General features: G+C 70.6%; 23 protein-coding genes and 2 pseudogenes. 15 read left to right on the top strand and 10 right to left on the bottom strand.

What is annotated here, in order from left to right:
• Positions 1 to 11: 11 nt before the first annotated feature.
• From treZ to HF999_RS00580, 3 genes are all read left to right on the top strand, one after another.
• A complete protein-coding gene (gene treZ / locus HF999_RS00590; protein ID WP_168544001.1) occupies positions 12 to 1751 on the top strand; it encodes a malto-oligosyltrehalose trehalohydrolase in 1740 nt (579 codons plus the stop codon).
• Between the two features lie 57 nt (positions 1752 to 1808).
• Complete coding sequence (locus HF999_RS00585) at positions 1809 to 2849, top strand: LLM class F420-dependent oxidoreductase (RefSeq protein WP_168544000.1); 1041 nt, start codon at positions 1809 to 1811, stop codon at positions 2847 to 2849.
• A gap of 66 nt (positions 2850 to 2915) precedes the next feature.
• Positions 2916 to 3941, top strand: coding sequence for an LLM class flavin-dependent oxidoreductase (locus tag HF999_RS00580; protein WP_168543999.1), 1026 nt, complete (start codon positions 2916 to 2918; stop codon positions 3939 to 3941).
• Positions 3942 to 3998: 57 nt separating this feature from the next.
• Here HF999_RS00580 and HF999_RS00575 read toward each other — a convergent pair whose 3' ends face one another.
• On the bottom strand, positions 3999 to 4514 hold the full coding sequence (locus HF999_RS00575) for a hypothetical protein (RefSeq protein ID WP_168543998.1): 516 nt from the start codon (positions 4512 to 4514) through the stop codon (positions 3999 to 4001).
• 261 nt (positions 4515 to 4775) lie between these two features.
• Here HF999_RS00575 and HF999_RS00570 point away from each other — a divergent pair, with 261 nt between their 5' ends.
• Positions 4776 to 5276 (top strand): hypothetical protein, encoded by a 501-nt coding sequence (locus HF999_RS00570; RefSeq protein ID WP_168543997.1) that lies wholly within the window; start codon positions 4776 to 4778, stop codon positions 5274 to 5276.
• A gap of 54 nt (positions 5277 to 5330) precedes the next feature.
• Here the strand turns inward: HF999_RS00570 and HF999_RS00565 are convergent, their stop codons facing one another.
• From HF999_RS00565 to HF999_RS00535, 6 genes and pseudogenes are all read right to left on the bottom strand, one after another.
• A complete protein-coding gene (locus HF999_RS00565; RefSeq protein WP_168543900.1) occupies positions 5331 to 5513 on the bottom strand; it encodes a PIN domain-containing protein in 183 nt (60 codons plus the stop codon).
• Positions 5514 to 5692: 179 nt separating this feature from the next.
• Positions 5693 to 5959, bottom strand: a complete 267-nt coding sequence (locus tag HF999_RS23220; protein ID WP_281347292.1) for a DUF1501 domain-containing protein — start codon at positions 5957 to 5959, stop codon at positions 5693 to 5695.
• Positions 5871 to 6509 carry a DUF1501 domain-containing protein gene (locus tag HF999_RS23215; RefSeq protein WP_168543995.1) on the bottom strand — a complete coding sequence of 213 codons (639 nt, stop codon included), beginning with the start codon at positions 6507 to 6509 and terminating at the stop codon, positions 5871 to 5873. Before HF999_RS23215 ends, HF999_RS23220 begins: the two co-directional genes overlap by 89 nt.
• The gene (locus tag HF999_RS23210) at positions 6410 to 6895 is read right to left on the bottom strand and encodes a DUF1501 domain-containing protein (RefSeq protein ID WP_168543993.1); all 486 of its coding nucleotides are present in this window, start codon (positions 6893 to 6895) and stop codon (positions 6410 to 6412) included. The genes HF999_RS23215 and HF999_RS23210 overlap by 100 nt, the downstream gene beginning before the upstream one ends.
• Before the next feature lie 10 nt (positions 6896 to 6905).
• A pseudogene (locus tag HF999_RS00540) lies at positions 6906 to 8222 on the bottom strand (DUF1800 domain-containing protein).
• A gap of 129 nt (positions 8223 to 8351) precedes the next feature.
• The gene (locus HF999_RS00535; RefSeq protein WP_168543992.1) at positions 8352 to 9083 is read right to left on the bottom strand and encodes an IclR family transcriptional regulator; all 732 of its coding nucleotides are present in this window, start codon (positions 9081 to 9083) and stop codon (positions 8352 to 8354) included.
• Between the two features lie 88 nt (positions 9084 to 9171).
• Between HF999_RS00535 and HF999_RS00530 the strand changes: the two genes are divergently transcribed.
• Positions 9172 to 10554 carry an MFS transporter gene (locus HF999_RS00530; protein WP_168543991.1) on the top strand — a complete coding sequence of 461 codons (1383 nt, stop codon included), beginning with the start codon at positions 9172 to 9174 and terminating at the stop codon, positions 10552 to 10554.
• Positions 10555 to 10585: 31 nt separating this feature from the next.
• Positions 10586 to 11590: a dihydrodipicolinate synthase family protein gene (locus tag HF999_RS00525; protein WP_168543990.1), complete on the top strand. Its 1005-nt coding sequence runs from the start codon at positions 10586 to 10588 to the stop codon at positions 11588 to 11590.
• Positions 11591 to 11678: 88 nt separating this feature from the next.
• On the opposite strand, the gene HF999_RS00520 is transcribed toward HF999_RS00525, so the two are convergent.
• Positions 11679 to 12011 (bottom strand): DUF6054 family protein, encoded by a 333-nt coding sequence (locus HF999_RS00520; protein ID WP_168543989.1) that lies wholly within the window; start codon positions 12009 to 12011, stop codon positions 11679 to 11681.
• 73 nt (positions 12012 to 12084) lie between these two features.
• Between HF999_RS00520 and HF999_RS00515 the strand changes: the two are divergent.
• From HF999_RS00515 to HF999_RS00505, 3 genes and pseudogenes are all read left to right on the top strand, one after another.
• Positions 12085 to 14086 (top strand): annotated as a pseudogene (locus tag HF999_RS00515) (S9 family peptidase).
• A 52-nt stretch (positions 14087 to 14138) separates the two neighbouring features.
• On the top strand, positions 14139 to 14396 hold the full coding sequence (locus tag HF999_RS00510; RefSeq protein WP_168544153.1) for a type II toxin-antitoxin system Phd/YefM family antitoxin: 258 nt from the start codon (positions 14139 to 14141) through the stop codon (positions 14394 to 14396).
• Positions 14393 to 14653, top strand: coding sequence for a Txe/YoeB family addiction module toxin (locus HF999_RS00505; protein ID WP_168543988.1), 261 nt, complete (start codon positions 14393 to 14395; stop codon positions 14651 to 14653). The genes HF999_RS00510 and HF999_RS00505 overlap by 4 nt, the downstream gene beginning before the upstream one ends.
• An 18-nt stretch (positions 14654 to 14671) precedes the next feature.
• Here the strand turns inward: HF999_RS00505 and ilvA are convergent, their stop codons facing one another.
• Positions 14672 to 15994 (bottom strand): threonine ammonia-lyase IlvA, encoded by a 1323-nt coding sequence (gene ilvA / locus HF999_RS00500; RefSeq protein ID WP_376766464.1) that lies wholly within the window; start codon positions 15992 to 15994, stop codon positions 14672 to 14674.
• A gap of 118 nt (positions 15995 to 16112) precedes the next feature.
• On the opposite strand from ilvA, the gene HF999_RS00495 reads away from it, so the two are divergent.
• The 6 genes from HF999_RS00495 to HF999_RS00470 are packed head-to-tail and all read left to right on the top strand — an operon-like array spanning position 16113 to position 21677.
• Positions 16113 to 17225, top strand: a complete 1113-nt coding sequence (locus HF999_RS00495) for a sensor histidine kinase (protein ID WP_168543985.1) — start codon at positions 16113 to 16115, stop codon at positions 17223 to 17225.
• Positions 17226 to 17906, top strand: coding sequence for a response regulator transcription factor (locus HF999_RS00490; protein WP_312853959.1), 681 nt, complete (start codon positions 17226 to 17228; stop codon positions 17904 to 17906).
• A 42-nt stretch (positions 17907 to 17948) separates the two neighbouring features.
• Positions 17949 to 18941, top strand: a complete 993-nt coding sequence (locus HF999_RS00485; protein ID WP_168543983.1) for an amino acid ABC transporter permease — start codon at positions 17949 to 17951, stop codon at positions 18939 to 18941.
• Positions 18938 to 19708 (top strand): amino acid ABC transporter ATP-binding protein, encoded by a 771-nt coding sequence (locus HF999_RS00480; RefSeq protein ID WP_168543982.1) that lies wholly within the window; start codon positions 18938 to 18940, stop codon positions 19706 to 19708. The genes HF999_RS00485 and HF999_RS00480 overlap by 4 nt, the downstream gene beginning before the upstream one ends.
• A 47-nt stretch (positions 19709 to 19755) precedes the next feature.
• Positions 19756 to 20673 (top strand): ABC transporter substrate-binding protein, encoded by a 918-nt coding sequence (locus tag HF999_RS00475; protein ID WP_168543980.1) that lies wholly within the window; start codon positions 19756 to 19758, stop codon positions 20671 to 20673.
• The gene (locus HF999_RS00470) at positions 20673 to 21677 is read left to right on the top strand and encodes an LLM class flavin-dependent oxidoreductase (RefSeq protein WP_168543979.1); all 1005 of its coding nucleotides are present in this window, start codon (positions 20673 to 20675) and stop codon (positions 21675 to 21677) included. Before HF999_RS00475 ends, HF999_RS00470 begins: the two co-directional genes overlap by 1 nt.
• Here HF999_RS00470 and HF999_RS00465 read toward each other — a convergent pair.
• Entirely contained in the window at positions 21674 to 23299 is a 1626-nt protein-coding gene (locus HF999_RS00465) for a class I adenylate-forming enzyme family protein (protein ID WP_168543978.1), read from the bottom strand. The two genes, HF999_RS00470 and HF999_RS00465, sit on opposite strands and share 4 nt — an antisense overlap.
• Between the last annotated feature and the right edge of the window lie 29 nt (positions 23300 to 23328).

Genomic DNA, 23328 nt, shown 5'->3' with positions numbered 1-23328 from the left:
GTTCTTCACCGATGTCCACGCCGTCCGCTGCTCCCGCCGATCATCGGTTCGAGGTGTGGGCTCCGCGGCCGGAACGGGTACGGCTGTGGCTGGACGGCGCGGTCCACCCGATGCGGGCGGACGCCGGCGGCTGGTGGCGCACCACGGTACCGGCGCCGGGGAGCGCGCGGTACGGCTACCTGCTCGACGATGACGAGACCGTCCTCCCCGATCCGCGCTCGCCGCGCCAGCCCGACGGAGTGCACGCACCGTCGGCATTGATCCCGCAGGTCGCGCCGCCGCGCTGGGCGGGCCGGGAACTGCCCGGCGCGCTCGTCTACGAGCTCCATATCGGCACGTTCACCCCCGAGGGCACCTTCGATGCCGCGGTCGAGAGGCTCCCGTACCTCGTCGAGATGGGCGTCGGTTTCGTCCAGGTCATGCCGGTCAACGCCTTCAACGGCACGCACGGCTGGGGCTACGACGGTGTCGGGTGGTACGCCGTGCACGAGCCGTACGGCGGACCGTCGGGCCTGGAGCGCTTCGTCGCGGCCGCGCACCGATCGGGGCTGGGCGTGTTGCTCGACGTGGTGCACAACCACCTCGGACCGTCCGGCAACTACCTCGGGCGGTTCGGCCCCTACGAGACGGACGGTGCGACACCCTGGGGCCGCACCATCAACCTCGACGGCGCCGGCAGTGCCGAGGTGCGGCGCTTCATCCTCGACGACATGGCGTGGTGGCTGCGCCGCTACGGGGTGGACGGCCTGCGGCTCGACGCCGTGCACGCCCTGGTCGATCGCTCGGGCCGGCACCTTCTCCAGGACGCCGCCGACCTCACCGCCGAACTGTCCGCCGAGCTCGGCAGGCCGCTCGCGCTGGTCGCCGAATCCGATCTCAACGATCCGCGCCTGGTCACGGCCGCGGACCGCGGCGGGTACGGGCTCACGGCGCAGTGGAACGACGACATGCACCACGCGGTCCACACCTTCGTCTCCGGAGAGAGGCAGGGCTACTACGCCGACTTCGGCAGCCCGGAGTGCCTGGCGACCGTGCTCACCGAGGGCTTCTTCCACGCCGGCACCTTCAGCTCCTTCCGCGGACGGGTGCACGGCGCACGGATAGACCCGGCTCTGGTGGCACCGTCGCAGCTCCTGGCCTACACCTGCACGCACGACCAGGTGGGCAACCGAGCTCGGGGCGACCGGCCCGCCGAATACCTGTCCCCCGGGCGGCTGGCGATCAAGGCCGCGCTGGTCCTGTTCTCCGCCTTCACGCCGATGCTGTTCATGGGCGAGGAATGGGGCGCTCGCACGCCCTTCCGGTTCTTCACCAGCCACCCGGAGCCCGAGCTGGCCCGCGCCACGGTCGAGGGCCGCACGGCCGAGTTCGCGGAGCACGGCTGGCCGCCGGGCGAGGTGCCCGACCCGCAGGACCCGGGCACTTTCGCTGCGTCCCACCTGGACTGGACCGAGCGGGAACGCCCCGAGAACGCGCGGCTGCTGCGCACCTATCGCGCACTCATCGCGCTGCGTGCGGACCCGGCGCTCGCCGACGACGACCTGCGGTCCGTCTCCACCGATCACCCCGGCGAGGCCTCGTGGTTCGCGGTGCATCGCGGCGACCTGACGCTGATCGTCAACGTCTCCGCCGCGCCGGTCACGGCGCCGTTCGGGGGCGTCGCGGTGCTGGAGTGGGCGGCATCGTCCGCCCAGGGCGACGCGACGATCGTGCCGGGCGAGTCCTTCGTCGTCCTGCGCCGCGCGGCCTGAGGTCACTTTCCCCGCCACCCTGTTGCTAAGCGATCGCTTTGTGAGAACCTTGCCCGTATGCGAATCGGATTGGGCATCAACTACACGGACGGGTTCAAGGCGACGGCCGACGAGGTCCTCGACCTGGAGCGGGCGGGACTCGACATCGTCTTCGTCCCCGAGGCGTACTCGTTCGACGCCGTCAGCGCGCTCGGCTACCTCGCCGCGAAGACCGAGCGCATCAAGCTCGCGTCCGGCATCCTGCAGATCTACACCCGCACGCCCACCCTCACCGCGATGACCGCCGCCGGACTCGACAACGTCTCCGACGGCCGGTTCATCCTCGGCCTCGGCGCGTCCGGCCCGCAGGTGATCGAGGGCTTCCACGGCGTCAAGTACGACGCCCCGATCGGGCGCACCCGCGAGATCATCGAGATCTGCCGCAAGGTCTGGCGCCGTGAGCGGCTCGAGCATCGCGGCAAGCACTACACGATGCCGCTGACCGCGGAGGACGGCGGCACGGGCCTCGGCAAACCGCTCAAGCTCATCAACCACCCTGTGCGCGAGCGCATCCCGGTCCTGCTGGCCGCACTGGGACAGAAGAACGTGGCGCTGGCCGCCGAGATCGCCGAGGGCTGGCAGCCGATCTTCTTCCTGCCCGAGAAGGCCAAGGACGTATGGGGTGACGCCGTCGCTGAGGGCAAGGCCAAGCGCGATCCCGCGCTCGGCGAGCTCGACGTCTACGCGGGCCCCGCGCTGGCGATCGGCGAGAACGTCGATCACCTGCTCGCCTTCGTCAAGCCGCATCTCGCGCTGTACATCGGCGGCATGGGCGCCAAGGGCAAGAACTTCTACCACACCCTCGCCACCAACTACGGCTACGGCGCCGAGGCGGACCGGATCCAGGAGCTCTACCTCGCGGGCGACAAGGCCGCCGCCACCGAGGCCGTGCCCGACGAGCTGGCGCGCAACATCTCGCTGATCGGCCCGAAGGGCTTCGTCAAGGAGCGGATCGCGGCCTTCCAGGAGGCCGGTGCCACCGTGCTCACCGTGGCGCCGATCGCGGAGGACGCCGCGGGCCGCGTGCGGCAGGTCGAGCTGCTGCGCGGGCTCATGTAGCCTCCGCCACAGTCCGATGAGGGGCGGTCCGGGAAGATTCCCGGGCCGCCCCCGGTTGTCTCTGCTGTGACCGAAGCCTCCTTCCCGCGCCCCCGTCTGTCCCTTCTCGAGCTCGCCCCCGTCGTCGACGGTGCGTCCTTCGGCGATGCTCTGCGCGACACGATCGGGACCGCGCAGGCCGCGGAGCGGATGGGGTACGAGCGAGTGTGGGTCGCCGAGCACCACTCGATGCCGGGCATCGCGAGCTCCGCTCCGGCGGTGCTCATCGGCCAGATCGCCGCCGCCACCGATTCGATCCGCGTCGGCTCGGGCGGCGTGATGCTGCCGAACCATCAGCCGCTCGTCGTCGCCGAGCAGTTCGGGACGCTCGACGCGCTGTTCCCGAACCGCATCGACCTCGGCATCGGCCGGGCGCCCGGCACCGACCAGCTCACAGCGCATGCGCTCCGCGGCGGCAAGGTCAGCGAGTCCGTCGACGACTTCCCTCAGGCGCTCGCGCACCTGCGCGCCTTCCTCCGCGACGACTTCCCCGCCGACCACCCGTACGCGGCGATCACCGCCACTCCGGGCACCGGTTCGAATCCCGAGATGTGGCTGCTCGGCTCATCGACGTTCAGCGCGAAGCTCGCCGGACTGCTCGGCCTGCCCTTCGCCTTCGCGCGACACTTCGCCCCGCAGGCCACGCTGCCCGCGCTGGCGGAGTACCGCGAGACCTTCCGCCCCGGCGACCTGGACTCCCCCAACGCCATGCTGACGGTGACCGTGATCGCCGCCGACACCGATGCGGAGGCCCAGCGCATCGCCGCGCCGGCGCGGGCGTCGATGTACCGGGTGCGCACCGGTAACCCCGGCCGGATGCTGACCTTCGATCAGGCCGCTGCGCAGCCCCTGACGCCCGACCAGGAGCAGGCGATCGCGCCCACCACCTCCGCGTGGATCGTCGGCTCGCAGGACACGGTCCGCGACGAGCTGCGCGAGTTGCTGATCCGGACGCAGCCGCAGGAGCTCATGGTCGCCGGGATGATCCCGGGGCGCGCCGAGCGCACGCACAGCCTCAAGCTGATCAAGGGCGCGGTCGACCAGTTGGGCTGAGATGTAGACCAGTGCCGTCGTGCCAGTGGACACGATCGCGATTGGTCCGGGGCGTACTCACTGCCAGGTTGCGGGATGGTGGCGTCGCCACTCCGCCGCAACCAGCTTGCTGAACGGCGCACCGGTATAGGTGGCATCGAAGTACTCGTAGTTCGCCATCGCGAGCAGCGTGGCATACAGCTCCTCAGGGAACGCCACGTCGTGCTCAACGCACATCTCGAGAGCCCAGATCGCCGCCTCGTAGGGCTCACCGACTTCAGCGAGTGTCGCAGCCACCCACAGGCGAGCGTGGCCCGGCTCATCGCGACCGAATCCTGGTAGCGACGCAACGAAGCCGATCATCGCGGACGCCACCTGACACGCCGGATACGGCTCGGCCGGCGGTGGATTGATGACAACTCCGGGATCCCCGGGAAGCGGAAACGCCGTGACGATCTCCCACATCTCGTCCTCGTCGAACCGACGCAGCAGCACGCACGTGTGACCGTCGATCTCCTCGCGGAGATGGAGGACGCTCGTGCCGCATTCGTACCCGATTGTGGGATCGTCGAGCGCAGCGTCGAGCCGCGCCATGACCTCTTCCTCCCCCAGCGTCGCCGGGAACTCCGCGACACCCGAGAACCCCGTCCCGTGACCGTGCCCGCCACTGGGAGCCCTGCGATCGAGACGTGCGCGGATCGTGGGGTCCTCGGTTCCGAATATCGCCATACATGCAGAGTCTCAAAGTGGACTGACATGTTCACTCGGTTTCTCAGCGGCCGGGGCCGCGTCTCCACCCGGATCTCCACCCGTCGGTCGATCCGATGCGGGCCGGATGGCGGCAGATTCATCGGCATGAACTCAGCGACCACCGCCGTCATCGCCGTCCTCGTCATCGGCTGGATCCTCTACCGCCAGTTGCAGGCCCGGCCCCTCAAGGAGCGCACCGCCCGGGTCGCGCTGATTCTCGCCGCGCTGGGCCTGGTCCAGACGGTGCAGTACGTCTCGCACGGCGGTCCGGTGGGCGCCGGGCACGTGATCGCCGCGATCCTGGGCCTGATCATCGCCGTGGCCCTCGCCTACCCGCGGGCCCTGACCACGAAGGTCTTCCCCGGCCCCGACGGCGCCTACCTCCGGCAGGGCACCGCCGCCACGGTCGGACTGTGGATCGTCGCGATCGCGCTGCACGTCGCGGTCGACTTCATCGTTCCCGCCGCGATGGGCGACCACACCGGCCACGGCTTCGCCGGCGTCACCACGATGCTGTTCATCGGCGTCACCCTGTTCGCGCAGAATTGGTTCCTCCAGCAGCGCGTCGCCGCGCACCGCGAGCAGTCGGCGGTCCCGGTCGGCTGATCGGCCCCGTCCCCGAGCCCGACGGTGCGCAGTCCCCGACCGCGCACCGTCGGGCTACGACGCCCAGGGGTCCACGACCGGGACGCCGAGCGGCTCGAAATCCCGGACGATCCTGGTGGCGACAGTCATCCCGTTGGCCTGCGCGACCGCCGCGAGCAGCGCATCGTCGAGTGGGGTGCGTTCCGGGACGCGGAAGGCGGCGAGCTCCCTCGCCGCTGCCAGGTCGAACGCGAGCACCCGTCCGGCGAACGCCGGGAGGACTCTGACGGCGAACCACTGCCGCAGGATCGCGCCCTGCGGTGATTGCGTTCCGCCCGCGCGCAGAGCACCGCCTTCGTTCCGACCGGCAGATTCCTGATGAGGAGCTGTTCCATCTCGCCTCCTGATATCAGAAGAGTGATATCAGTATCCGGGACTCAGGCGAGGAATCCCACGTCCCGCCGGCCCGCGCCCACCGAGGTCGTCGGGTCGGCGCCGATGCCCCTGGACAGCAACTCGTGATAGACGTCGCGGAAGTCGCCGGTGTACTTCAGGTCGCCCTGATCGAGATCAGTGAGGCTCGGCTCGTCGCCGTGGAAGCCGCCGCGCACCGACTCACCGAGCACGAACACGGGCCCGGCCGTGCCGTGATCGGTGCCCTCCGACGCATTGGCGCGCACCCTGCGCCCGAACTCGGTGTACATCATGACGACGGTGCCGCGGCCCCCGTGGATCCGCCTGCATACGCCGATGGAAGTCGGTGAGCGCGGCGTCGACCTCGGCCAGCAGACGATGCTGTGTGTCGCGCTCCGCGGAGTGGGTGTCGAAGCCGCCGAGCGAGACGGAGTAGACCCGGGTGGGCACGCCCGCCAGGATGCAGCGCGCGACCAGATCGAGCTGGCGCGCGAGCTGATTCGTCCGCTCGGCGGCACCGTCGTCCTTCGCCCCGGCCGGCCCCGCGAAGGTGCCGTCGACGACCTGCGCCGCACGATACGAGGCCCGCACGGTCGCCATGGTCGACGTGTCCGCGTGATCAGGAGTCCCGAGTGCCTTCACCGACATCGCGAGGGAGCTCTTCGGGATCCCGGCCAGCGACAACGCCGCGGCGGAGGCCTTCGCACCGACCGCGAGCGCGGGCACCGTCGCCCCGATGTTCACGGCGCGGACGGGATCGTCCCCGGTCGCGTCGAGCCATCGTCCGATCCACCCGGTCGGCACCGGCTCCGACGGGGAGGCGGTCTGCCAGATGTCCATCGACCGGAAGTGGGATCGGTCGGGGTTCGGTACCCGACGCCGCGCACGATCGCGAGCTTGTTCGCACGGAACAGTCCGGCGAGGCCCTTCATCTCCGGGTTGAGTCCGTATCGATTGTCCAGCCGCTGCACCTGGTCCGCGGTGAAGGCGAGTTCGGGGCGGGCGTCGTGGTACGCCGGGTCCGCGTACGGGACGAGGGTGGACAGGCCGTCGTTCCCGCCGTACAGCGTGACGATCACGACGGTGCCCGATCCCGCGTCCGGCGCGCGTTCCCCCGCCCGACGGTGCAGCTCGTCCCAGGTCAGTACCCCGGAGGCGGCGAGTCCGCCGACCGCGGCCACGGCCGTCCCGGAGACGAGCAGCGATCGTCTGGTCAGCTGCACCATGCGGAACCCTTCATGAGGTGAGGTACTCGGGGGTGAGGAGCGCGACGGCCACCAGCTTCTTCGGTTCGTCGGCGAAGGGCCGCAATGCGCCGGCGCTCACGTCCGACCACGCGCCGATGCCCAGGAGGTGACCCGCGGCGTCGATGCGGTCCGCGCGGGCCGCCTGCTCGACGGCGGAGATGTCGCCCGCCGCGGTCAGCGTCGTCGCCGCCGAGAGTCGGGCCGAGACCGCCGACGTCGAGGCCCACCCGAGACCACTGGGCCACCCGCCCACGTCGGGCGGAAAGAACGGACGCTGCCCGAGCGTGGCCAGGAGGGCCAGCGCACCGTCGACGGTGACGGGCGAGCCCTTCTTCCCCGTGTCCGCCGGGGAGATCCGAAGGGCGCGGAGCGCCCCGACCAGCCATTCGACCGGCCCGCTGACCACGCTCGCGCGACCGTCGAGGAACTCGGGATCGGTCCAGATCGCGGTGGTGAGCGCCCGGAGGTCGCGGCGAGCGCCGTACGCCGTGGTCAGGCGGGCGAGCGCGGCATCGCTGGGTGGGGTGTCGGACGCCAGGCCGTGCCACAGTCGCGTCGCGATGTACGACGGTGACCGCGGGTGCGCCAGGACGGCGTCGCAGAACCCCGTGACGTCCAGCGGTCCCTTCATCCCGAGCACCGTCTTCTCCCCGGTGTCGTGCCGGGAGGGCACGAACTTCGCGGCGCCGGTGTTGTCGATGGTTCAGCCGGTGAGCGCGCGGGCGCCCTGTTTGACGTCGTCCTCGGTGTAGCCGTTGCCGTGGCCGAGGGCGAAGAGCTCCAGGAACTCCCGCGCCAGGTTCTCGTTCGCGCCCTTCTTGGTGTTCTGCTGCGCGTCGAGCCAGTAGAGCATCGCCGGATCGGTGAGCATCCTGAGCGCGAGGGCTCGGAAGTCGCCGAGTGCTCCTGATCGCAGCGCCGCGTTCTGCCGCGCCATGGACTGCGCCTGCCGCACCTTGACCGCCGACGTCGCGAAGTGGTTGTGCCAGGTGAGCGTGAGCCGCTCGTGCACCGGCTCACGCACCGTGACCATGCGCGTGAGCCACCACTGGCTCAGGTCGGTCTGCTGCGCGGAAAGCTTCTGCTGGTAGGCCTTCCGCGCATCCGTCCCCGCCGCCTTGCCCGGGCCCGCGAGGTACGCGGCCGCCGGCGGCGCGGACGGGTCCGGCGCACTGGCCAGCCGCGCCGCGACCAGGTCCGGTATCGCCGTCCCGACGGTGGCGTCCACCTCCGGACCGGTGGCGCCGAAGCCCATGCGGCGCAACACCCTCGCGCGCTGGAGCCACTCGGCGGATTGGTTTCCCATGAGTTCAGCGTAGGAGCGGCGGCCCGGGTCACGCCGATATCGGCAGCGAACCCACAGGTACGAACCGTCTTTGCGAGGTATGTCCGGCTACCGCCCGTCCGGTGGGGGTCGTGCGATGGCGCGTTCGCCTCAGATGCGCTGTCGGTCCGCGGGAGTCAGGCTAGAGGAGATCTGCTTTGCGGCGGCCGCGACCTGGTCCGCGTAGCGCTCGGGGTGGGCGCCCTCGGGCGCGGCGACGACGACGACCGCGACGGGGCGGCCTTCGGGCGTACGGATCGCCGCACCCACGGCGGTGACGCCGCGCACCAGCTCGCCGTGGGAGATCGCGACGCCGGTGGCGCGCACCCGGTCGAGCTCCGCTTCCACCTCGTGATCGAGCGGCGCGCCGTCGATCACCGCGGCGACCTCGCCGGGGGGAAGCCAGGCGAGAGCGGCGCGGCCGATACCGAGGTGCAAGGGGATTCGGCTGCGCTTCGGGTAGCTGACGGCCAGGACGTCCGTGGGGGTGAGAACCAGGACGGGCGACAGCTCCGAGCCGCGCACCCGATGGATCACCGTCGATGCCCGAGTCCGGATCATCAGCTCCTGCGCGACCGGCCTGGATTTGGCGCGCAGCGGATTGCGGGTCTCTGCGAGCTCCCCGATCTCGATCAGGCGGCTACCGAGGTCGTAGGTCCCGCCGGGGCCGGGTTCGATGAGGTCGGCGCGGACGAGACTGGCGAGCAGTCGGCTCACTACTCGCCGCTCCAGTCCGGTCCGGGCGACGATATCGGTGAGTCGGCCGGCGCCCTCGTCCGCGATCGCGTCGAGCACCTCGAACGCGCGATCAGCGGTCTGTGCCGTACTCGGGGCAGGTGCCATGCTCTTGACTCCTCATGTGTCGCAGGTCATAGTGACTAGGCGAATATCATCCATTTAGGGGCGATTATAGCGCATCGAGGAGATCGACATGCGACCCACAGCAGACTCCGACCACGTCCTTGCCACCGGTTCCGCGGCGGCCGCGCCGAACGCGGACCGGGAGGCACGGAGGCGCCCGGCCGCGGTGATGGGCGCACTGTTCACCGTGGTCAGTGACAACTACGACATCGTCCTCCCGGTGATCGCGCTGGCGCCCGCTACGGCGTACTTCTACGCCGACGACTGGAGCGTGAGCACGCGGGCACTGATCTCGTCGTGGGTCTTCGTGGCGACCTTCCTCGGGCGCCCGATCGGTGCCATCGTCTTCGGCGTGCTCGCCGACTGGATCGGTCGCCGGCGTACGACGATCGCCGCAATAGCCGGCTTCGGCGTGACGACGGTGCTCATCGGGTTGCTTCCGGGCAACAGCACCTGGGGCATCGGGGCGCTCATCGCGCTCATCGCGCTTCGGTTCGTCGATGGGATCTTCTTGGGCGGCGGGTACACCGGTGCCAGCCCGTTGGCGATGGAAGCCTCTCCGCGGGAGCGCCGAGGCTTCTTCGGCGGCCTCATTCAGACCGGGAACAACATCGCCTTCGTCCTGGTGTGCCTGATCACTCTGCTCGTGCTGCAGATCGCCGAGCCGGGTGGCCCCGATGCCGCGTACTCGTTGTGGGGCTGGCGGATTCCCTTCCTGCTCTCGTCCGTCCTCACGATCGCGGCGCTGGTGCACTATCTCAAGAACGTCAAGGAATCGGAGGCGTGGAAGGACACCAAGAAGGATGCGTCCCGCACGCCCGGCGTGGGGATCTTCCATCCGACGCACCTCCGTGGACTGATCCAGGTGTTCATCTGGGCTACGGGAGTCTTCCTGGTGATCAACTGCGTCATCGCGTTGATGCCGGGCGTGCTGACGCAGCGAAGCGGTCTGAGCTGGACCACCAGCATCTGGGTCCTGGTGGCCGCGTACGGGCTCGGCGTGCTCTGGTACCCGACGCTGGGAGCGCTCAGCCAGCGGATCGGACGGCGCCGGTACATGATCGGGGTCGCGATCATCTGCGGGACCTGCGGGGCGGGCTGCTATTACCTACTGATCAGGGCCGGCGACAGTTCGGTCTGGACGGTCGCGCTGCTCGCGATCGTCACCAGCCTCCTGGTGACCGCCCCCGGCGCGATTCTCACCGTGTACATCACCGAGCGCTTCCCCACGGCGGTCCGCGGAGTCGGCTTCGGCATGGGGTACACCCTGGCGTTGTTGCCCGCGGCGTTCTACGCCAGCTACCAGCGTTGGCTCGGCGATCTGATCGACCCGGCGTACACCGTGGTCGCCCTCGTCGTCATCGGCGCGATCATCCAGGTGATCGGCGCCCTGATGGGGCCGGAGACATCGGTCCTGCATTTCGCCGACGAGGACGCGCGCGCGGCGGCGTGACCGCGCACCGTCACGTACTGAGAGGAAGACCATGACAACGGAATTCACCCCCTTCGGGAAGCTCTTCGTGACCCCCGTGCTGCCCTACCTGCCCGGCGCGGAGAGGGTCGACGAGGACGCCTACAGGAACCTGCTCCGCATGTTCCTCACGAAGGACAACATCGACGCCGGGCTCGGCATGATCGCCAATCCCGAGGCGAGCGAGATCTTCTACCTTGCGGAGGACGAGAAGGACCGCATCCTCGAGATCACACTCGAGGAGGTCGGTGGCCGCGTCCCGGTCCTCGCCGGCGTGGGCCATCCGACCACCGCGGGCACGGCCGCCGGCGCCGCCCGCGCGGCCGCCGCGGGAGCGGACGGGCTGTTCGTGATGCCGCCGATCGGAATGCTCGACGTGACGACGGCATGGGACGCGGACCGCTACCCGGAGGTCTTCGTGGACATGCTGCAGGCGGTCGCCCGGGTCGCGGATCTACCGATGGTCGTCCACCCGACCGCGGCACCCTCACCCGGGTACGGCATCGGGCTCCCGGGCGGGGCGACCCGGCGGATCATCGAGGACGTGCCGAACGTGGTGGGTTGGAAGATGACCTACAGCTACGACGGCTACCGCCGGATCGCGCGCCTGATCCGCGACTCCGGACGGTCGATAGATCTGCTGGGCGCCGCCGCCAAGTACTTTCACGAGAACCTCGCCTCGCAGGAACTGGACGGCACCGTGACGGGCGCACTGAACTACGCGCTCGAGCCGATGCTCGAGCACATCGCCGCGTGGCAGCGGGACGACCTCGATGCCGCACGTGCCGTGTGGGACGGTGGGCTCGACGCCCTGCAGGACTACATCTACAGCGAGTACTCGCGGCTGCACGTGCGCTACAAGGCGGCCGCATGGATCCGCGGCGCCATCCCCACACCCGAGCTCCGAGCACCGATCCCGCAGCCGCGCCGTGAGGAGGCCGACGAGATCCGGCGTCTTCTCAACGTGATGGGCCTCCCGGTGATCAGTCGGTCGGATCAGGACGCCTACTTCCGCTGAGCGGCGGCCGGGAGTGGGCCCGGTTCATGGTTCGCTCCACGGGCCGGCTCCGCTCACCGGACCCTGTGCGCTCGCAGCACTCCCATGCTCAGAACCTTCCGATCGCCCTCCGCAGCTTGTCGAGGAAGGCGTCCTCGCCGAAGGTGTTGATCTTGAAGAACATCGCCTGGCTTCCGCCGGAGGTGATGCCGCTCAGGTACAGCTGGTCGCCGTGGCCGATGAGGGTCAGGTTCAGGCTCACCCGATTCGACCCGACGTAGCTGTAGCGCTCGTACACCCGCACCGCCACCCGGCAGTCCCCCACCGTGACGTCGCTGCCGTCCTCGTACGTGGCCGACGCACTGCCGCCCACGATCTCGGTGTGGAGCGCCGCCAAGACGTGATCGAAATCCCCGACGAACCCGTGCTCCAATTTCGCCATCGTGCACCTCCTCGACTCATTGTGCACGCCGTGTCGCCCCACCCGGGGCGGAGGTTCGGGCAGACTCGGCGGGGTGGGAACCTTCACCGATCTTGCCGAGTACCTCGCCCTCCCCCGCACGAACGCCCTCGCGGTGTCGCCGGACGGGAAACGCCTCGTCGCCGCAGTCAGCGAATTGACCAAGGAGGGCGCGGAGTTCGCCGGCACGCTCTGGGAGATCGACCCCACCGGGGCGGAACCCGCCCGCCGGCTCACCGACCCCGCGCGCCCCGCATCGTCGCCGGCCTTCGACGGCGATACGCTCGTGTTCGTCCGCGAGCACGGCGACGGCGACGACGCGACCTCCGCGATCTGGGAGCTCCCGGTCACCGGCGAGCCGGTCCTGCGCGCGCAGGCCCCCGGCGGACTCTCGAGCCCCGTCGCCCGCGGTGGGGTCGTGCTCGCCGTGGGTCCGCGGTTCGCCGCGGACGACGATGCCGACGCCCGGATCCGCACCGCCCGCAAAGCCGGGAAGGTGTCAGCGATCCTGCACTCCGCCGCGGTCGTCCGCTACTGGGACACCGACCTCGGTCCGGCGCTCCCGTGGCTGTACCGGATCGACGACGACGGCGCGAAGCCGCTCGCACCCTTACCCTTCGGCGGCTTCAGCGAGCCCCATCCGTCGCTGTCGCCGGACGGCTCGTTCACGATCATCGAGGACGGCGCCGCCCGCGGCACCGCTGTGCGGTCGCGGCTTGTCCGGGTGGACACCACGACCGGCGACGCCCTGCCGATCGTCGACGACGAGGCCTTCGAGGCGCATGCGCCCGCGGTGTCGCCGGACGGCCGGCGCGTCGCCTACGTGCGGGAAGCGATCAGCACCCCGGAGCAGGCCCCGACCATGACCCTGTGGGTCCACGACCTCGCCACCGGCGAGGACACGCGGTGGGCCGAACAGTGGGACCGCTGGCCCGGGGCGCCGGTCTGGATGCCCGACGGCGAGGCCGTCCTCCTCGCAGCCGACGACGACGGCCGTGCCCCGATCTTCCGCGTCGAGGCTGCGGGAGCCACCCGACTCACCGACGACGCCGGCGCGTACTCCTCGCTCCAGATCGCCGACGGCGGAACGGCGTTCGCACTCCGATCGTCGTACCTCGCACCGCCCCACCCGGTCCGGCTGGACGGGGGCACCGTCGTCGACCTCCCGCCCGTCGCGGCTGCGCCGGACCTGCCGGGCACACTGACGGAACTCACGTCCACCGGCCCCGACGGTGCCCGTACCCGGTCCTGGCTCGCCCTGCCGGACGGCGCGGACGCGGAGCACCCCGCGCCGCTGCTGCTCTGGGTGCACGGCGGCCCGCTGGGCAGTTGGAACGCCTGGCAGTGGCGGTGGAATCCGTGGCTGCTCGCGGCGCGCGGGTACGCGGTACTGCTCCCGGATCCGGCGCTATCCACCGGCTACGGGCAGGAACTCGTCCAACGGGGCTGGGGCCGCTGGGGCGGGCCCGTGTTCACCGACCTCATGGCAGCGGTCGATGCCGCCGAGGTCCGCGAGGACATCGACGAGACGCGCACCGCCGCGATGGGCGGCAGCTTCGGCGGCTACATGGCGAACTGGATCGCCGGGCACACGGACCGGTTCGACGCCGTCGTCTCCCACGCCGGGCTGTGGGAGCTCCCCGGCTTCGGTACCACGACCGACGCCCCGTTCTACTGGCGCACCGAGATGACACCGGCGATGGCCGAAGCGAATTCGCCGCACCACGCCGTCGCGGACATCCGCACGCCGATGCTGGTGATCCACGGCGACAAGGACTACCCGGGTCCCGATCTCGGAGGCGCTGTCGCTCTGGACGCAGCTCCTCGCGGACTCCGGGCTACCGGCCGCCCCGGACGGCTCCACGGAGCACCGGTTCCTCTACTTCCCCGACGAGAACCACTGGATCCGCAAGCCCGGCAACGTCGCCGTCTGGTACGAGACCGTGATCGCCTTCCTGGCCGAGCACGTCCTCGCCGAGTCACGGGACATGCCCGAAGTACTCGCCTCCGGCCCCGGAATCTCGGCGCATGACGACGTGGAATCCCTCCTCACGTAGACACCACCTCCCGGAAGACGTACAATATTACGTACGTCGATGGGAGGTCGAGATGAAGACGATGAGCTACTCGGAGTCGCGGAAGCACTACGCAGAGACTCTCGATGCCGTGGTCGACGACCGCGAGGAGGTCGTGATCACCCGCGCAGGGCATGAGCCCGTGGTGATCGTCTCGCTGGACGAGTATCAGTCACTCAAGGAAACCGCGTACCTCTTGCGAAGCCCCGAGAACGCCCGCCGGCTCCTCACTGCCATCGAGCGTCTGGAATCCGGTGACGGAGGGATTCACGCACTCCTCGAGGACGAATGAGCCTGATCTGGGATCCGTACGCGTGGGACGACTACGTCCGATGGCAGACCGAGGATCGGAAGGTCCTCAAGCGGATCAACACGCTGATCAGGGACATCGAGCGAAACGGGAACGAGGGCATCGGGAAGCCGGAGCCCCTCAAGCACGGATTCCAGGGCTACTGGTCACGCCGAATCACCGACGAACACCGGCTCGTCTACAAGGTCGTCGACGGCGACGTCCGCATCGCAGCGTGTCGGTACCACTACCGACGGTGACTGCGGCCGACCGCTCGACTACGTCAGGTAGCGATACGCCGGCGACCCGGGCTCGAGCCGCTCGCAGTGCAGCCGCGAGTCGTTCATCCGCTCCAGCAGCGCACCGAGATCGGCGGCGCGCCCCAACTCCACACCCACGAGCGCCTCGCCGGTGTCGCGGTTGTTGCGCTTGACGTACTCGAACAGGGTGATGTCGTCGTCCGGACCGAGCACCTCGTCGAGGAACCGACGCAGGGCGCCGGGCTCCTGCGGGAACGCCACCAGGAAGTAGTGCTTGAGGCCCTTGTGCACCAGTGAGCGCTCGATGACCTCGTTGTAGCGCGACACGTCGTTGTTACCGCCGGAGAGCAGGCACACGACGGTGGCGCCGGGCTCGAACCGCAGCTGCGCCAGCGCGGCCACGGACAGCGCGCCCGCGGGCTCCGCGATGACGCCCTCGTTCTGGTACAGGTCCAGCATCGCGGTGCAGACGGCGCCCTCGTCCACCTCGATGATGCCCAGTTCCCGAGCGGCGACGTCGTGCACGGAGTGCGCCGGCCACACGACCGCGCCCTCGGACACCGCGACCTCATAGCCGATCCGGCCGATCTTCTTGACCGCGGCACCGTCGACGAACGGGTCGATGGTGGGCAGGTCGACGGGGCCCCCGGCCTCGATCGCCCGGGCGAGCGACGGTGCGCCCGCGGGCTCCGCGCCCACGATGGTGGCGGCCGGGGACTGCGAGCGCAGGTAGCGGGTGACGCCGGCGAAGCAGCCGGCACCGCCGACGGGCATCACGGTCACGTCGGGCACGACGCCGCCGAGCTGCTCGACGAGCTCGACGCCGATCGTGCCCTGGCCGGCGGTGGTGCGGGGGTCGTCGAAGGCGTGCACCCAGGTGGCGCCCGTGGCCGCGACGTCCTCGAAGGCAGCGGCCGCGGCGGCGTCGTAGGTCTCACCGGTGGCGATCAGCTCCACGTAGCGTCCGCCGTGCGCGCGGATGCGGTCCCGCTTCTGCTTCGGCGTTGTCGTCGGCACGTAGATCCGGCCGTGTACCTCCATGGCCCGGCACGCGAACGCGACGCCCTGGGCGTGGTTGCCGGCCGACGCCGCGACCACTCCCGCGGCCTTCTCGGCGTCGGTCAGCTGCGCCATGAGGTTGTACGCACCGCGGATCTTGTAGGAGCGGACCACCTGTAGGTCCTCCCGCTTGAGGAAGACCTTCGCGCCGGTCAGCGCGGAGAGCCGCTCACAGGGCTGCAGCGGACTCACCGAGACCACCCCCGCGAGCCGCGCGCGGGCATCGATGATCGAGTGCACCGTCAGGTCGGCGGCGGCACTGGACATCGATGACGTAGACATGTGGGCCATTTTCCCACTCGCCCCGCGGCGCTGCGCACCCCGCCCTGGTGGGCGCCCATCCGACGCCCCACGCCGTCGGTCCGACGCACAGCGCACGATCGCGTGCCATCATTGCCGAGTGGCGGACGTCTACCGGATGCGGATCGCGATCACGATCGCGCTCGTGGGCATCGTCGTGGCCGCCGCGACCCTCGACTTCCACCGCGACCCGCCCTGGACGATCCTGCTCTTCGCCGCCGTGACCCTCGCCGCGCTGGTCCGGTTCCTTCCCCAGGAGCGGCTTCCCGTGCCCGCCCGGGTCGCGATCGAGGCGGTCTGCGCCGTCGCGGTCGGGATCCTGTTCGGGATCCAGCCGAACGCGGCGGTGGGCGTCCTGCTCTACGCCGGCACGGTCTACGCCGGTGGCGAGTTCCCCGTCCGCGCCTCGATCCCCCTGGCCCTGCTGGCGGCCACGACCGTCACGACGACCTCACTGCTGGTGGGTCAGGCCGAGTTCAACGCCCTCTGGATCGGCATCTCGGTGCTCGTCACCGTCTGGGCCGGTATCGCCGGGCGGGCCCGCCGTGAGCGCACCCGCGCGCTCGAACAGCTCGTGGAGCAGACCCGGCTCACGGCGGAGTCCGAGACCCGGAGCGGTGCGCTCGCCGAACGCGCCCGCATCGCCCGCGACCTGCACGACGTCCTCGCGCACACCCTCTCGGGCGCGGGCATGCAACTCGAACTCGCCGACGCCCTGCTCGAAGCCGGCCGCCCCGACGACGCCCGGGCCGCCGTCCAGCGCGCCCGGGGCGCCATCGCCGACGGCGTCACCGAGGCCCGCGGCGCCGTCCACGCCCTGCGCGAGGACACCGTCGACCTGCCCGCGACCCTCGCCGCGCTTGCGGACGGCCCCCGCGAGAGCGTCGCGACCGAGCCGGTCGAGCTGACCGATCCCCAGGCCCGTGCGGTACTGCGCGTCGCGCAGGAGGCCTTCACGAACGCCCGACGGTACGCGCCCGGCGCACCCGTCACGGCCCGCCTGGTCCGGGTGCCCGACGGTGCCGAACTCACGGTCGTCAACGGCCCGGGCGGTCCCGCCGACGGCGTCCGCGGTTCGGGGATGGGCCTGATCGGGATGCGCGAGCGCGCCGCGGAGATCGACGGCACGCTGCACGCGGGTCCGGACCACGACGGCGGGTGGACGGTGCGCCTGAGCGTTCCCCGGCCCGTCGTTCCGACGAAGGAGCTCTGAGTGAACGACATCCGAGTGGTCGTGGCCGACGACCAGGCGGCCGTCCGCGAGGCGCTGGCCGCGATGCTGGACCTCACCGCGGGCATCGAGGTCGTGGGGGCCGCAGCCGACGGGGTCGAGGCCGTGTCGCTCGTCCGCGAGCACCACCCGGACGTGCTGCTCACCGACCTCCGGATGCCGAACCTCGACGGTGCCGGGGCCACCGAGCGCGTGCTCGCCGAGGCCCCCGACACCGCCGTCGTCCTGCTCACCACCTACGACGACGAGGAGTCCATCCTCCTCGGCCTGCAGGCGGGAGCGCGCGGTTACCTGACGAAGAACGCGGGGCGCGCAGAGATCGCGGCGGCGATCACGGCCGCCGCGGCCGGGCAGTCCGTGCTCGACCCCCAGGTGCAGCAGCGGCTCGTCGCCTCCGCGACGGGCGGCGCGAGCGCACGGCCCGCACCGTCGGACCGGGCGGCGGCACCCGCCCCGGATCTGACGCCCCGCGAGCGGGAGGTGCTGCGCCTCATCGCCGACGGTCTGACGAACCGGGACATCGCGGGTCGGCTGTTCGTGAGCGAGTCGACGGTGAAGACGCACATCAACAATCTGTTCGCCAAGGCCCACCTGCGCGACCGCGCGCACGCCGTGCGGTACGCCTTCGAGACCGGGGTCGTGGCATCCGGTCAGGACGATTGAAACCCTTCTCCCCTGCGCGCCACCGGCTTACGGTCGGACATCATGGCGACAACGATCATCCCCCCGGCACGCGCCGTGCCGACCACGATGCAGGCGGGCACGACCTCCGTTCCGGTGCGGCTCGTCCCGCGCCGACGGCCCGGACGGTGGGCGGGCGCGGCCCTCGTCGTGCTGCTCGGCGCCATGCTGGTCAACACCGTGCTCACCAACGAGCGCTTCGAATGGCCCACCGTGGCGCACTACTTCACGCAGGCCACGGTCCTCAAGGGGCTGTGGCTCACGCTGTGGCTGACCGCCGTCACCTTCGCGGCGGGTTTCGTCCTGGGCATCGGGCTGGCGGCGATGCGGCTGTGGGGAGGGCCACTGCTGCGGGCCGTGTCCTTCGGCTTCGTCTGGCTCGTGCGGTCGGTGCCGCCACTGGTGCTGCTGCTCTTCTGGTTCCAGCTCGCGTCCTTGTACCCGCAGCTGTCGCTGGGGATCCCGTTCGGGCCCGAGTTCGTCACCTTCGACACCACGCATCTCATCAGCGGGATCGTGGCGGCCGTCATCGCACTCACGTTGGACGTGGCCGCGTTCGCCGCGGAGATCGTGCGCGGCGGCCTCGTCTCGGTGCCGCCGGGGCAGACCGAGGCCGCCCGGTCGCTCGGGCTCAGCCCGCGGCGCATCTTCCGGCGCGTCGTGCTGCCGCAGGCGATGCCGGCGATCGTCCCGGGTTCCGGCAACCTGTTGATCGGCCTGCTCAAGTCGACCTCGCTGGTCAGCGTGATCGCGGTGACCGACGTCCTGTACTCGGTGCAGCTGGTCTACAACCAGAACTTCAAGGTGATGCCGCTGCTGTTGGTGGCCACCATCTGGTACGTCGTGATCACCTCCGTCCTCGCCGTGGGCCAGTACTTCGTGGAGCGTCGGTTCAACCGCGGACGGCGCGACGCCCGGCCCTTCGGGGAGATCCTCCGCGACGCCGCACGCCTGCGTCCGCGACTCCCGCGCACCGCCGCGGGCCCCACGGTGCGGGCGGCGGGTGATCCCCGATGAGCGCCATCGAGATCCGGGGCCTGCGCAGGTCCTTCGGCGGCCGCGAGGTACTGCGCGAGGTGGACCTCGACGTCGCCCCCGGCGAGGTCGTCGTGATTCTCGGCCCGTCCGGATCCGGGAAGTCGACACTGCTGCGGTGCATCAACCACCTCGAGCGTCCCGACGCCGGTTACGTCCGCGTGGGCGGCGACCTGATCGGGTATCGCGACGACGGCACTCACCGCGGCGAGAAGGTACTGCGCGAGCTCCCTCCGCGCGAGGTCGCGCGCCAGCGCCGCCACATCGGCATGGTCTTCCAGCAGTTCAACCTGTTCCCGCACTTCACGGTCCTGGAGAACCTCACCGAGGGACAGCTCGCCGACGGTGTTCCGGCCGACGAGGCCGCCCGCCGCGGGCGGGAGTTGCTGGCGCGCGTCGGCCTGAACGGCCGGGAGGACTCGTACCCGTCGCAGCTCTCCGGCGGGCAGCAACAACGCGTGGCGATCGCGCGCACGCTGGCGATGCGCCCCGACGTCGTGCTGTTCGACGAACCCACCTCCGCGCTCGACCCGGAGCTCGTCGGTGAGGTCCTCGCCGTCATCCGCGATCTCGCCGAGTCGGGGATGACGCTCGTCGTCGTCACCCACGAGATCGGCTTCGCCCGCGATGTCGCCGACACCGTGATCTTCATGGACGACGGCCGCATCGTCGAGACCGGCCGGCCCGAGACGATCTTCGCCGACGCCGAACACCCCCGCACCCGCGAATTCCTCGCCGCGGTGCGCTGATCCAGCACACCCCACCATCCGATTCCCCCCTGCACCAGGAGACACCCATGCGCAGCCGCGCCCTGTTCGCCACCGTCGCCGTCACCGTCGCCACCGTGCTCGCGGCGTGCGGCGGACCGTCGGACCCCGCCACCGGGAGCTCCGCGTACCCCGTACCCACCCAGGACCTCGTGTCGGGCATCGCCGTCGATCCCGCCGCGCGGGCCCTGCTCCCAGCGGGGACCATGGAACTGACACTGGGCCTGACCCGGCAACCCGGCATCAACAACCTTCCGCACGCCGGCGAGGTCCCCGAGGGCACCCCCGTGGGCCTCGACGTGGACCTGCGCAATGCCGTGGCGAAGGCCCTGGGCGTCACGTGGAAGCAGGAGATCGGGACCTTCTCCACGATCATCCCCGGGGTGCAGAACGGCCGGTACCAGGTGGGGCAGGGCAACTTCGGCGTCACCGAGCCGCGGCTCGACGTGGTTGACTTCGCGACCTACCTCAACGACGGGCAGTCCTTCGTGGGGGCGTCCAAGTCCGGGCTGACGAGCGTGAAGACGCTCGAGGACCTGTGCGGCAAGAAGATCGTGACCGGGTCGGGCACCACCTTCCAGCAGATCCTGGAGAAGGGCGCGGTGCAGTGCACGTCGAAGGGTAAGCCCGCGTACACCGTGCAGTACCTCGACGACCAGGGTGCCGTCACCCTCAGCCTGCAGAACAACAAGGTGGACGCCTCCTTCGGGCCCACGCTGTCCCAGCGCTACCTCGTCGACAAGGTGCCCGGCACGACCTTCCTCGGCGAGTACTCCACCACCGTCGTCGGATTCGTGACGGCGAAGGGCTCGCCGATCGCTCCGGCGATCTCCCAGGCGATCAACACGCTCATCGCCCGCGGCGAGTACCAGAAGCTGTTCGACAAGTGGAAGGTTCCGACCTCGGCCCTGCCGAAGTCCGAGGTCAACCCGACGGCGGGATTCTGATGACGGTCGAGTCCCTGGCCTTCCTGACGCCCGGCAACTACGCCGACGACGACCCCGCCGCCGGCCTCGAGGACACCCTGCGGCTCATCGCCTTCGGCGAGGGGCTCGGCTATCGCGGCGCCTGGGTGCGCCAGCGCCACCTGGAGCACGGGATCTCCTCGGCCGCGGTCTTCCTCGGCGCGGCCTCCCAGCGCACCACGACGATCGAACTCGGCACGGCGGTCATCCCCATCGGCTACGAGAACCCCTTCCGGCTGGCGGAGGACCTCTCGCTCGCGGACGCCCTGTCGCGCGGCCGGATCCAGGCCGGCTTCTCGACCGGGATGCCGCACGCGGACCTGCTCGCCGACCTCGTCTTCGACGAGCCGCCGACCGAATCCGGATACTCGCGGGTGGCACGCACCGTCGAGCACCTGCGCGGCTCGTACCTCGGCGACGAGGGCACGCGGATCGAGTCGCCCGGGAACGTACAGCGGCCGCGGCTGCAGCCGCACTCCCCCGGCCTCGCGGACCGGTCCTGGTACGGCGGAACCTCGCTCGGCTCGTCGCGGTGGACCGGCGAGGCCGGCCTGCACCTGTTGACCGGGAACATCGTCTCGGCGGTGGGCATCGACTCCGAGGACTTCGGGACCGTGCAGGCCGGCCTCATCGACGCCTTCCGACGGGCCGGCGGCGGCGGGAAGCGGGTCGCCGTCGGGCGCGTGATCGTGCCGACGGACAGTGCGGACCGCGCGACCTCCGCGCGGTACCGGGAGTACGCGCGGTCGCGCTACGAGCGCACCCGGACGGCGCACGGCGACAGGCGGACCCTGTTCGCGGAGGACCTCGTGGGCCCGATCGCCGAGATCGCCGAGCGGCTCGCCGCGGACCCGGCGTTCGCTCCGGAGACGGGGCCGGTCACCGAGTTCCGCCTCGAGCTGCCCTACGAGTTCGACGTGCGGGACTACGAGCAGATCCTCACGGATGCGCTCGGCCTACTCCCGGCGCTCGCCTCCGCCGCCTAGGTTCGTGTCGCACGCAGGGTGCGAACGAGGTTCTTCTGGATCTTGCCGGTGGCGGTCTTGGGCAGCTCGTCGACGAAGACGATCTCCTTCGGCGCCTTGAACCCCGCGAGGTTCGCCCGGGCGTACTCGAGGAGGGCGTCACCGTCGGCCTCGCCCGACGGTGCGGTCACCACGAACGCCGTGACGGCCTCGCCCCAATGCTCGTGCGGGGTGCCGACGACCGCTACCTCGGCGACGGTGTCGTGGCCGAGCAGGACCCGTTCGACCTCGACGGAGGAGACGTTCTCGCCGCCCGACTTGATGATGTCCTTGGCCCGGTCGGTGAAGAAGACGACGCCCTCGTCGTCGATGTAGCCGATGTCGCCGCCGTGGAACCAGCCGTGGGCGAAGGACTCGGTGTTCGCGGCGGCGTTGTTCCAGTACCCCTCCATGAGCTGCGGCGAGCGGTACACGATCTCGCCGACCTCGCCGGGCGGGAGCAGGGCACCGTCGGCACCCATGATGGCGATGTCGGTGGAAACGGTGGCGGGGCCCCAGGAATCGTCCTTGACGCCCTGGTGGCCCGCCCACTGCAGCTCCGAGGCGGGTGTGGTCTCGGTCTGCCCGGACCCGAGAATGATGGCGGCGGAGGCGAACCGCGCCCGCAATGCGGCAAGCAACTCGGCCGGCATCGGCGCCATCGCGTACATCCCGGCGACCAGGGACGCGGTGTTCTCGTCGTTCAGCTCGGGTCGGGCCAGCAGCGCCGCCCACATCATCGGCAGCAGAGTGATGTGCGTGACCCGGTGGTCGACGAAGGCCCGCGCCAGCTTCTCGGGGTCGAATCCCCGCAGCAGCACGGCGGTTCCGCCGGTGATGAGGGTGGGCATGAGCAGCGCGTCGAGCGCGGTGACGTGGAAGAGCGGCAGCGCGAGCGGCTGGACCACGGGCTGCACGTCCGGCCGCAGGCCCAGGCCGAGCGCGGAGGACAGCGCCGAGATGTGCACCGCCACATGGCTGGTGACCACGCCCTTGGGCCGGGCCGTGGTGCCGGAGGTGTAGAGGCAGTGGAGCACGTCGCGGTCCTCCACGATCGTCTCGACGACGGAACCGTCGGGATCCACGACCTCCTGGAAGACGGTCGACGGTACGCCGCCCACCTCGGTCGGCGGCACGCCGTCGCTGTTGGCCACGACATACACCGCCTCCACCCCATTCTCCGCGGCGTCCAGCGCGGCAGTGAGTGCGGGCACGAAGACGTCCTCGGTGATGACGGCGCGGGCCCCGCTGTCCTGCAACTGGTAGGCGACGTCGCCGGGCGGGAGCAGCAGGTTCAACGGCATCGCCACCACCCCGAGCTTCGCGCACGCGAACAGCGAGACCACGAACTCCCAGCGGTTCTGCAGCTGCAGGGCGATGGCGTCGCCCCGACCGAAGCCGCGTGCCTGCAGACCGCGGGCGAGCGCGTTGGATCGGCGCTCCAGTTCGCGGTAGCTGACCTCGTGCTCGCCGTCGACGATCGCGATCCGATCGCCGAAGGTCCGGGCAGCGCGGGTGGGCAGGTCACCCACGCAGACGCGGTGGGTGAGGTTCACCGCCAGGGCGTCGATACCGGACATATCGGGGCGCATCGCTCGGCTCATGGCGGCACCGTAGCCCGTCCGTGCCGGTC

Origin of the sequence: Tsukamurella spumae (assembly GCF_012396015.1) — a bacterium.
GTDB classification, from domain to species: Bacteria; Actinomycetota; Actinomycetes; order Mycobacteriales; family Mycobacteriaceae; genus Tsukamurella; species Tsukamurella spumae.
This window is presented reverse-complemented; position numbering and strand designations above follow the sequence as displayed.

Coding starts and splice junctions, on each gene's coding strand:
- treZ (WP_168544001.1), top strand. CDS start 12: ATGTCCACGCCGTCCGCTGCTCCCGCCGATCATCGGTTCGAGGTGTGG.
- HF999_RS00585 (WP_168544000.1), top strand. CDS start 1,809: ATGCGAATCGGATTGGGCATCAACTACACGGACGGGTTCAAGGCGACG.
- HF999_RS00575 (WP_168543998.1), bottom strand. CDS start 4,514: ATGGCGCGGCTCGACGCTGCGCTCGACGATCCCACAATCGGGTACGAA.
- HF999_RS00570 (WP_168543997.1), top strand. CDS start 4,776: ATGAACTCAGCGACCACCGCCGTCATCGCCGTCCTCGTCATCGGCTGG.
- HF999_RS23220 (WP_281347292.1), bottom strand. CDS start 5,959: ATGTACACCGAGTTCGGGCGCAGGGTGCGCGCCAATGCGTCGGAGGGC.
- HF999_RS23215 (WP_168543995.1), bottom strand. CDS start 6,509: ATGGACATCTGGCAGACCGCCTCCCCGTCGGAGCCGGTGCCGACCGGG.
- HF999_RS23210 (WP_168543993.1), bottom strand. CDS start 6,895: ATGGTGCAGCTGACCAGACGATCGCTGCTCGTCTCCGGGACGGCCGTG.
- HF999_RS00535 (WP_168543992.1), bottom strand. CDS start 9,083: ATGGCACCTGCCCCGAGTACGGCACAGACCGCTGATCGCGCGTTCGAG.
- HF999_RS00530 (WP_168543991.1), top strand. CDS start 9,172: ATGCGACCCACAGCAGACTCCGACCACGTCCTTGCCACCGGTTCCGCG.
- HF999_RS00525 (WP_168543990.1), top strand. CDS start 10,586: ATGACAACGGAATTCACCCCCTTCGGGAAGCTCTTCGTGACCCCCGTG.
- HF999_RS00520 (WP_168543989.1), bottom strand. CDS start 12,011: ATGGCGAAATTGGAGCACGGGTTCGTCGGGGATTTCGATCACGTCTTG.
- HF999_RS00510 (WP_168544153.1), top strand. CDS start 14,139: ATGAAGACGATGAGCTACTCGGAGTCGCGGAAGCACTACGCAGAGACT.
- HF999_RS00505 (WP_168543988.1), top strand. CDS start 14,393: ATGAGCCTGATCTGGGATCCGTACGCGTGGGACGACTACGTCCGATGG.
- ilvA (WP_376766464.1), bottom strand. CDS start 15,994: ATGTCTACGTCATCGATGTCCAGTGCCGCCGCCGACCTGACGGTGCAC.
- HF999_RS00485 (WP_168543983.1), top strand. CDS start 17,949: ATGGCGACAACGATCATCCCCCCGGCACGCGCCGTGCCGACCACGATG.
- HF999_RS00480 (WP_168543982.1), top strand. CDS start 18,938: ATGAGCGCCATCGAGATCCGGGGCCTGCGCAGGTCCTTCGGCGGCCGC.
- HF999_RS00475 (WP_168543980.1), top strand. CDS start 19,756: ATGCGCAGCCGCGCCCTGTTCGCCACCGTCGCCGTCACCGTCGCCACC.
- HF999_RS00470 (WP_168543979.1), top strand. CDS start 20,673: ATGACGGTCGAGTCCCTGGCCTTCCTGACGCCCGGCAACTACGCCGAC.
- HF999_RS00465 (WP_168543978.1), bottom strand. CDS start 23,299: ATGAGCCGAGCGATGCGCCCCGATATGTCCGGTATCGACGCCCTGGCG.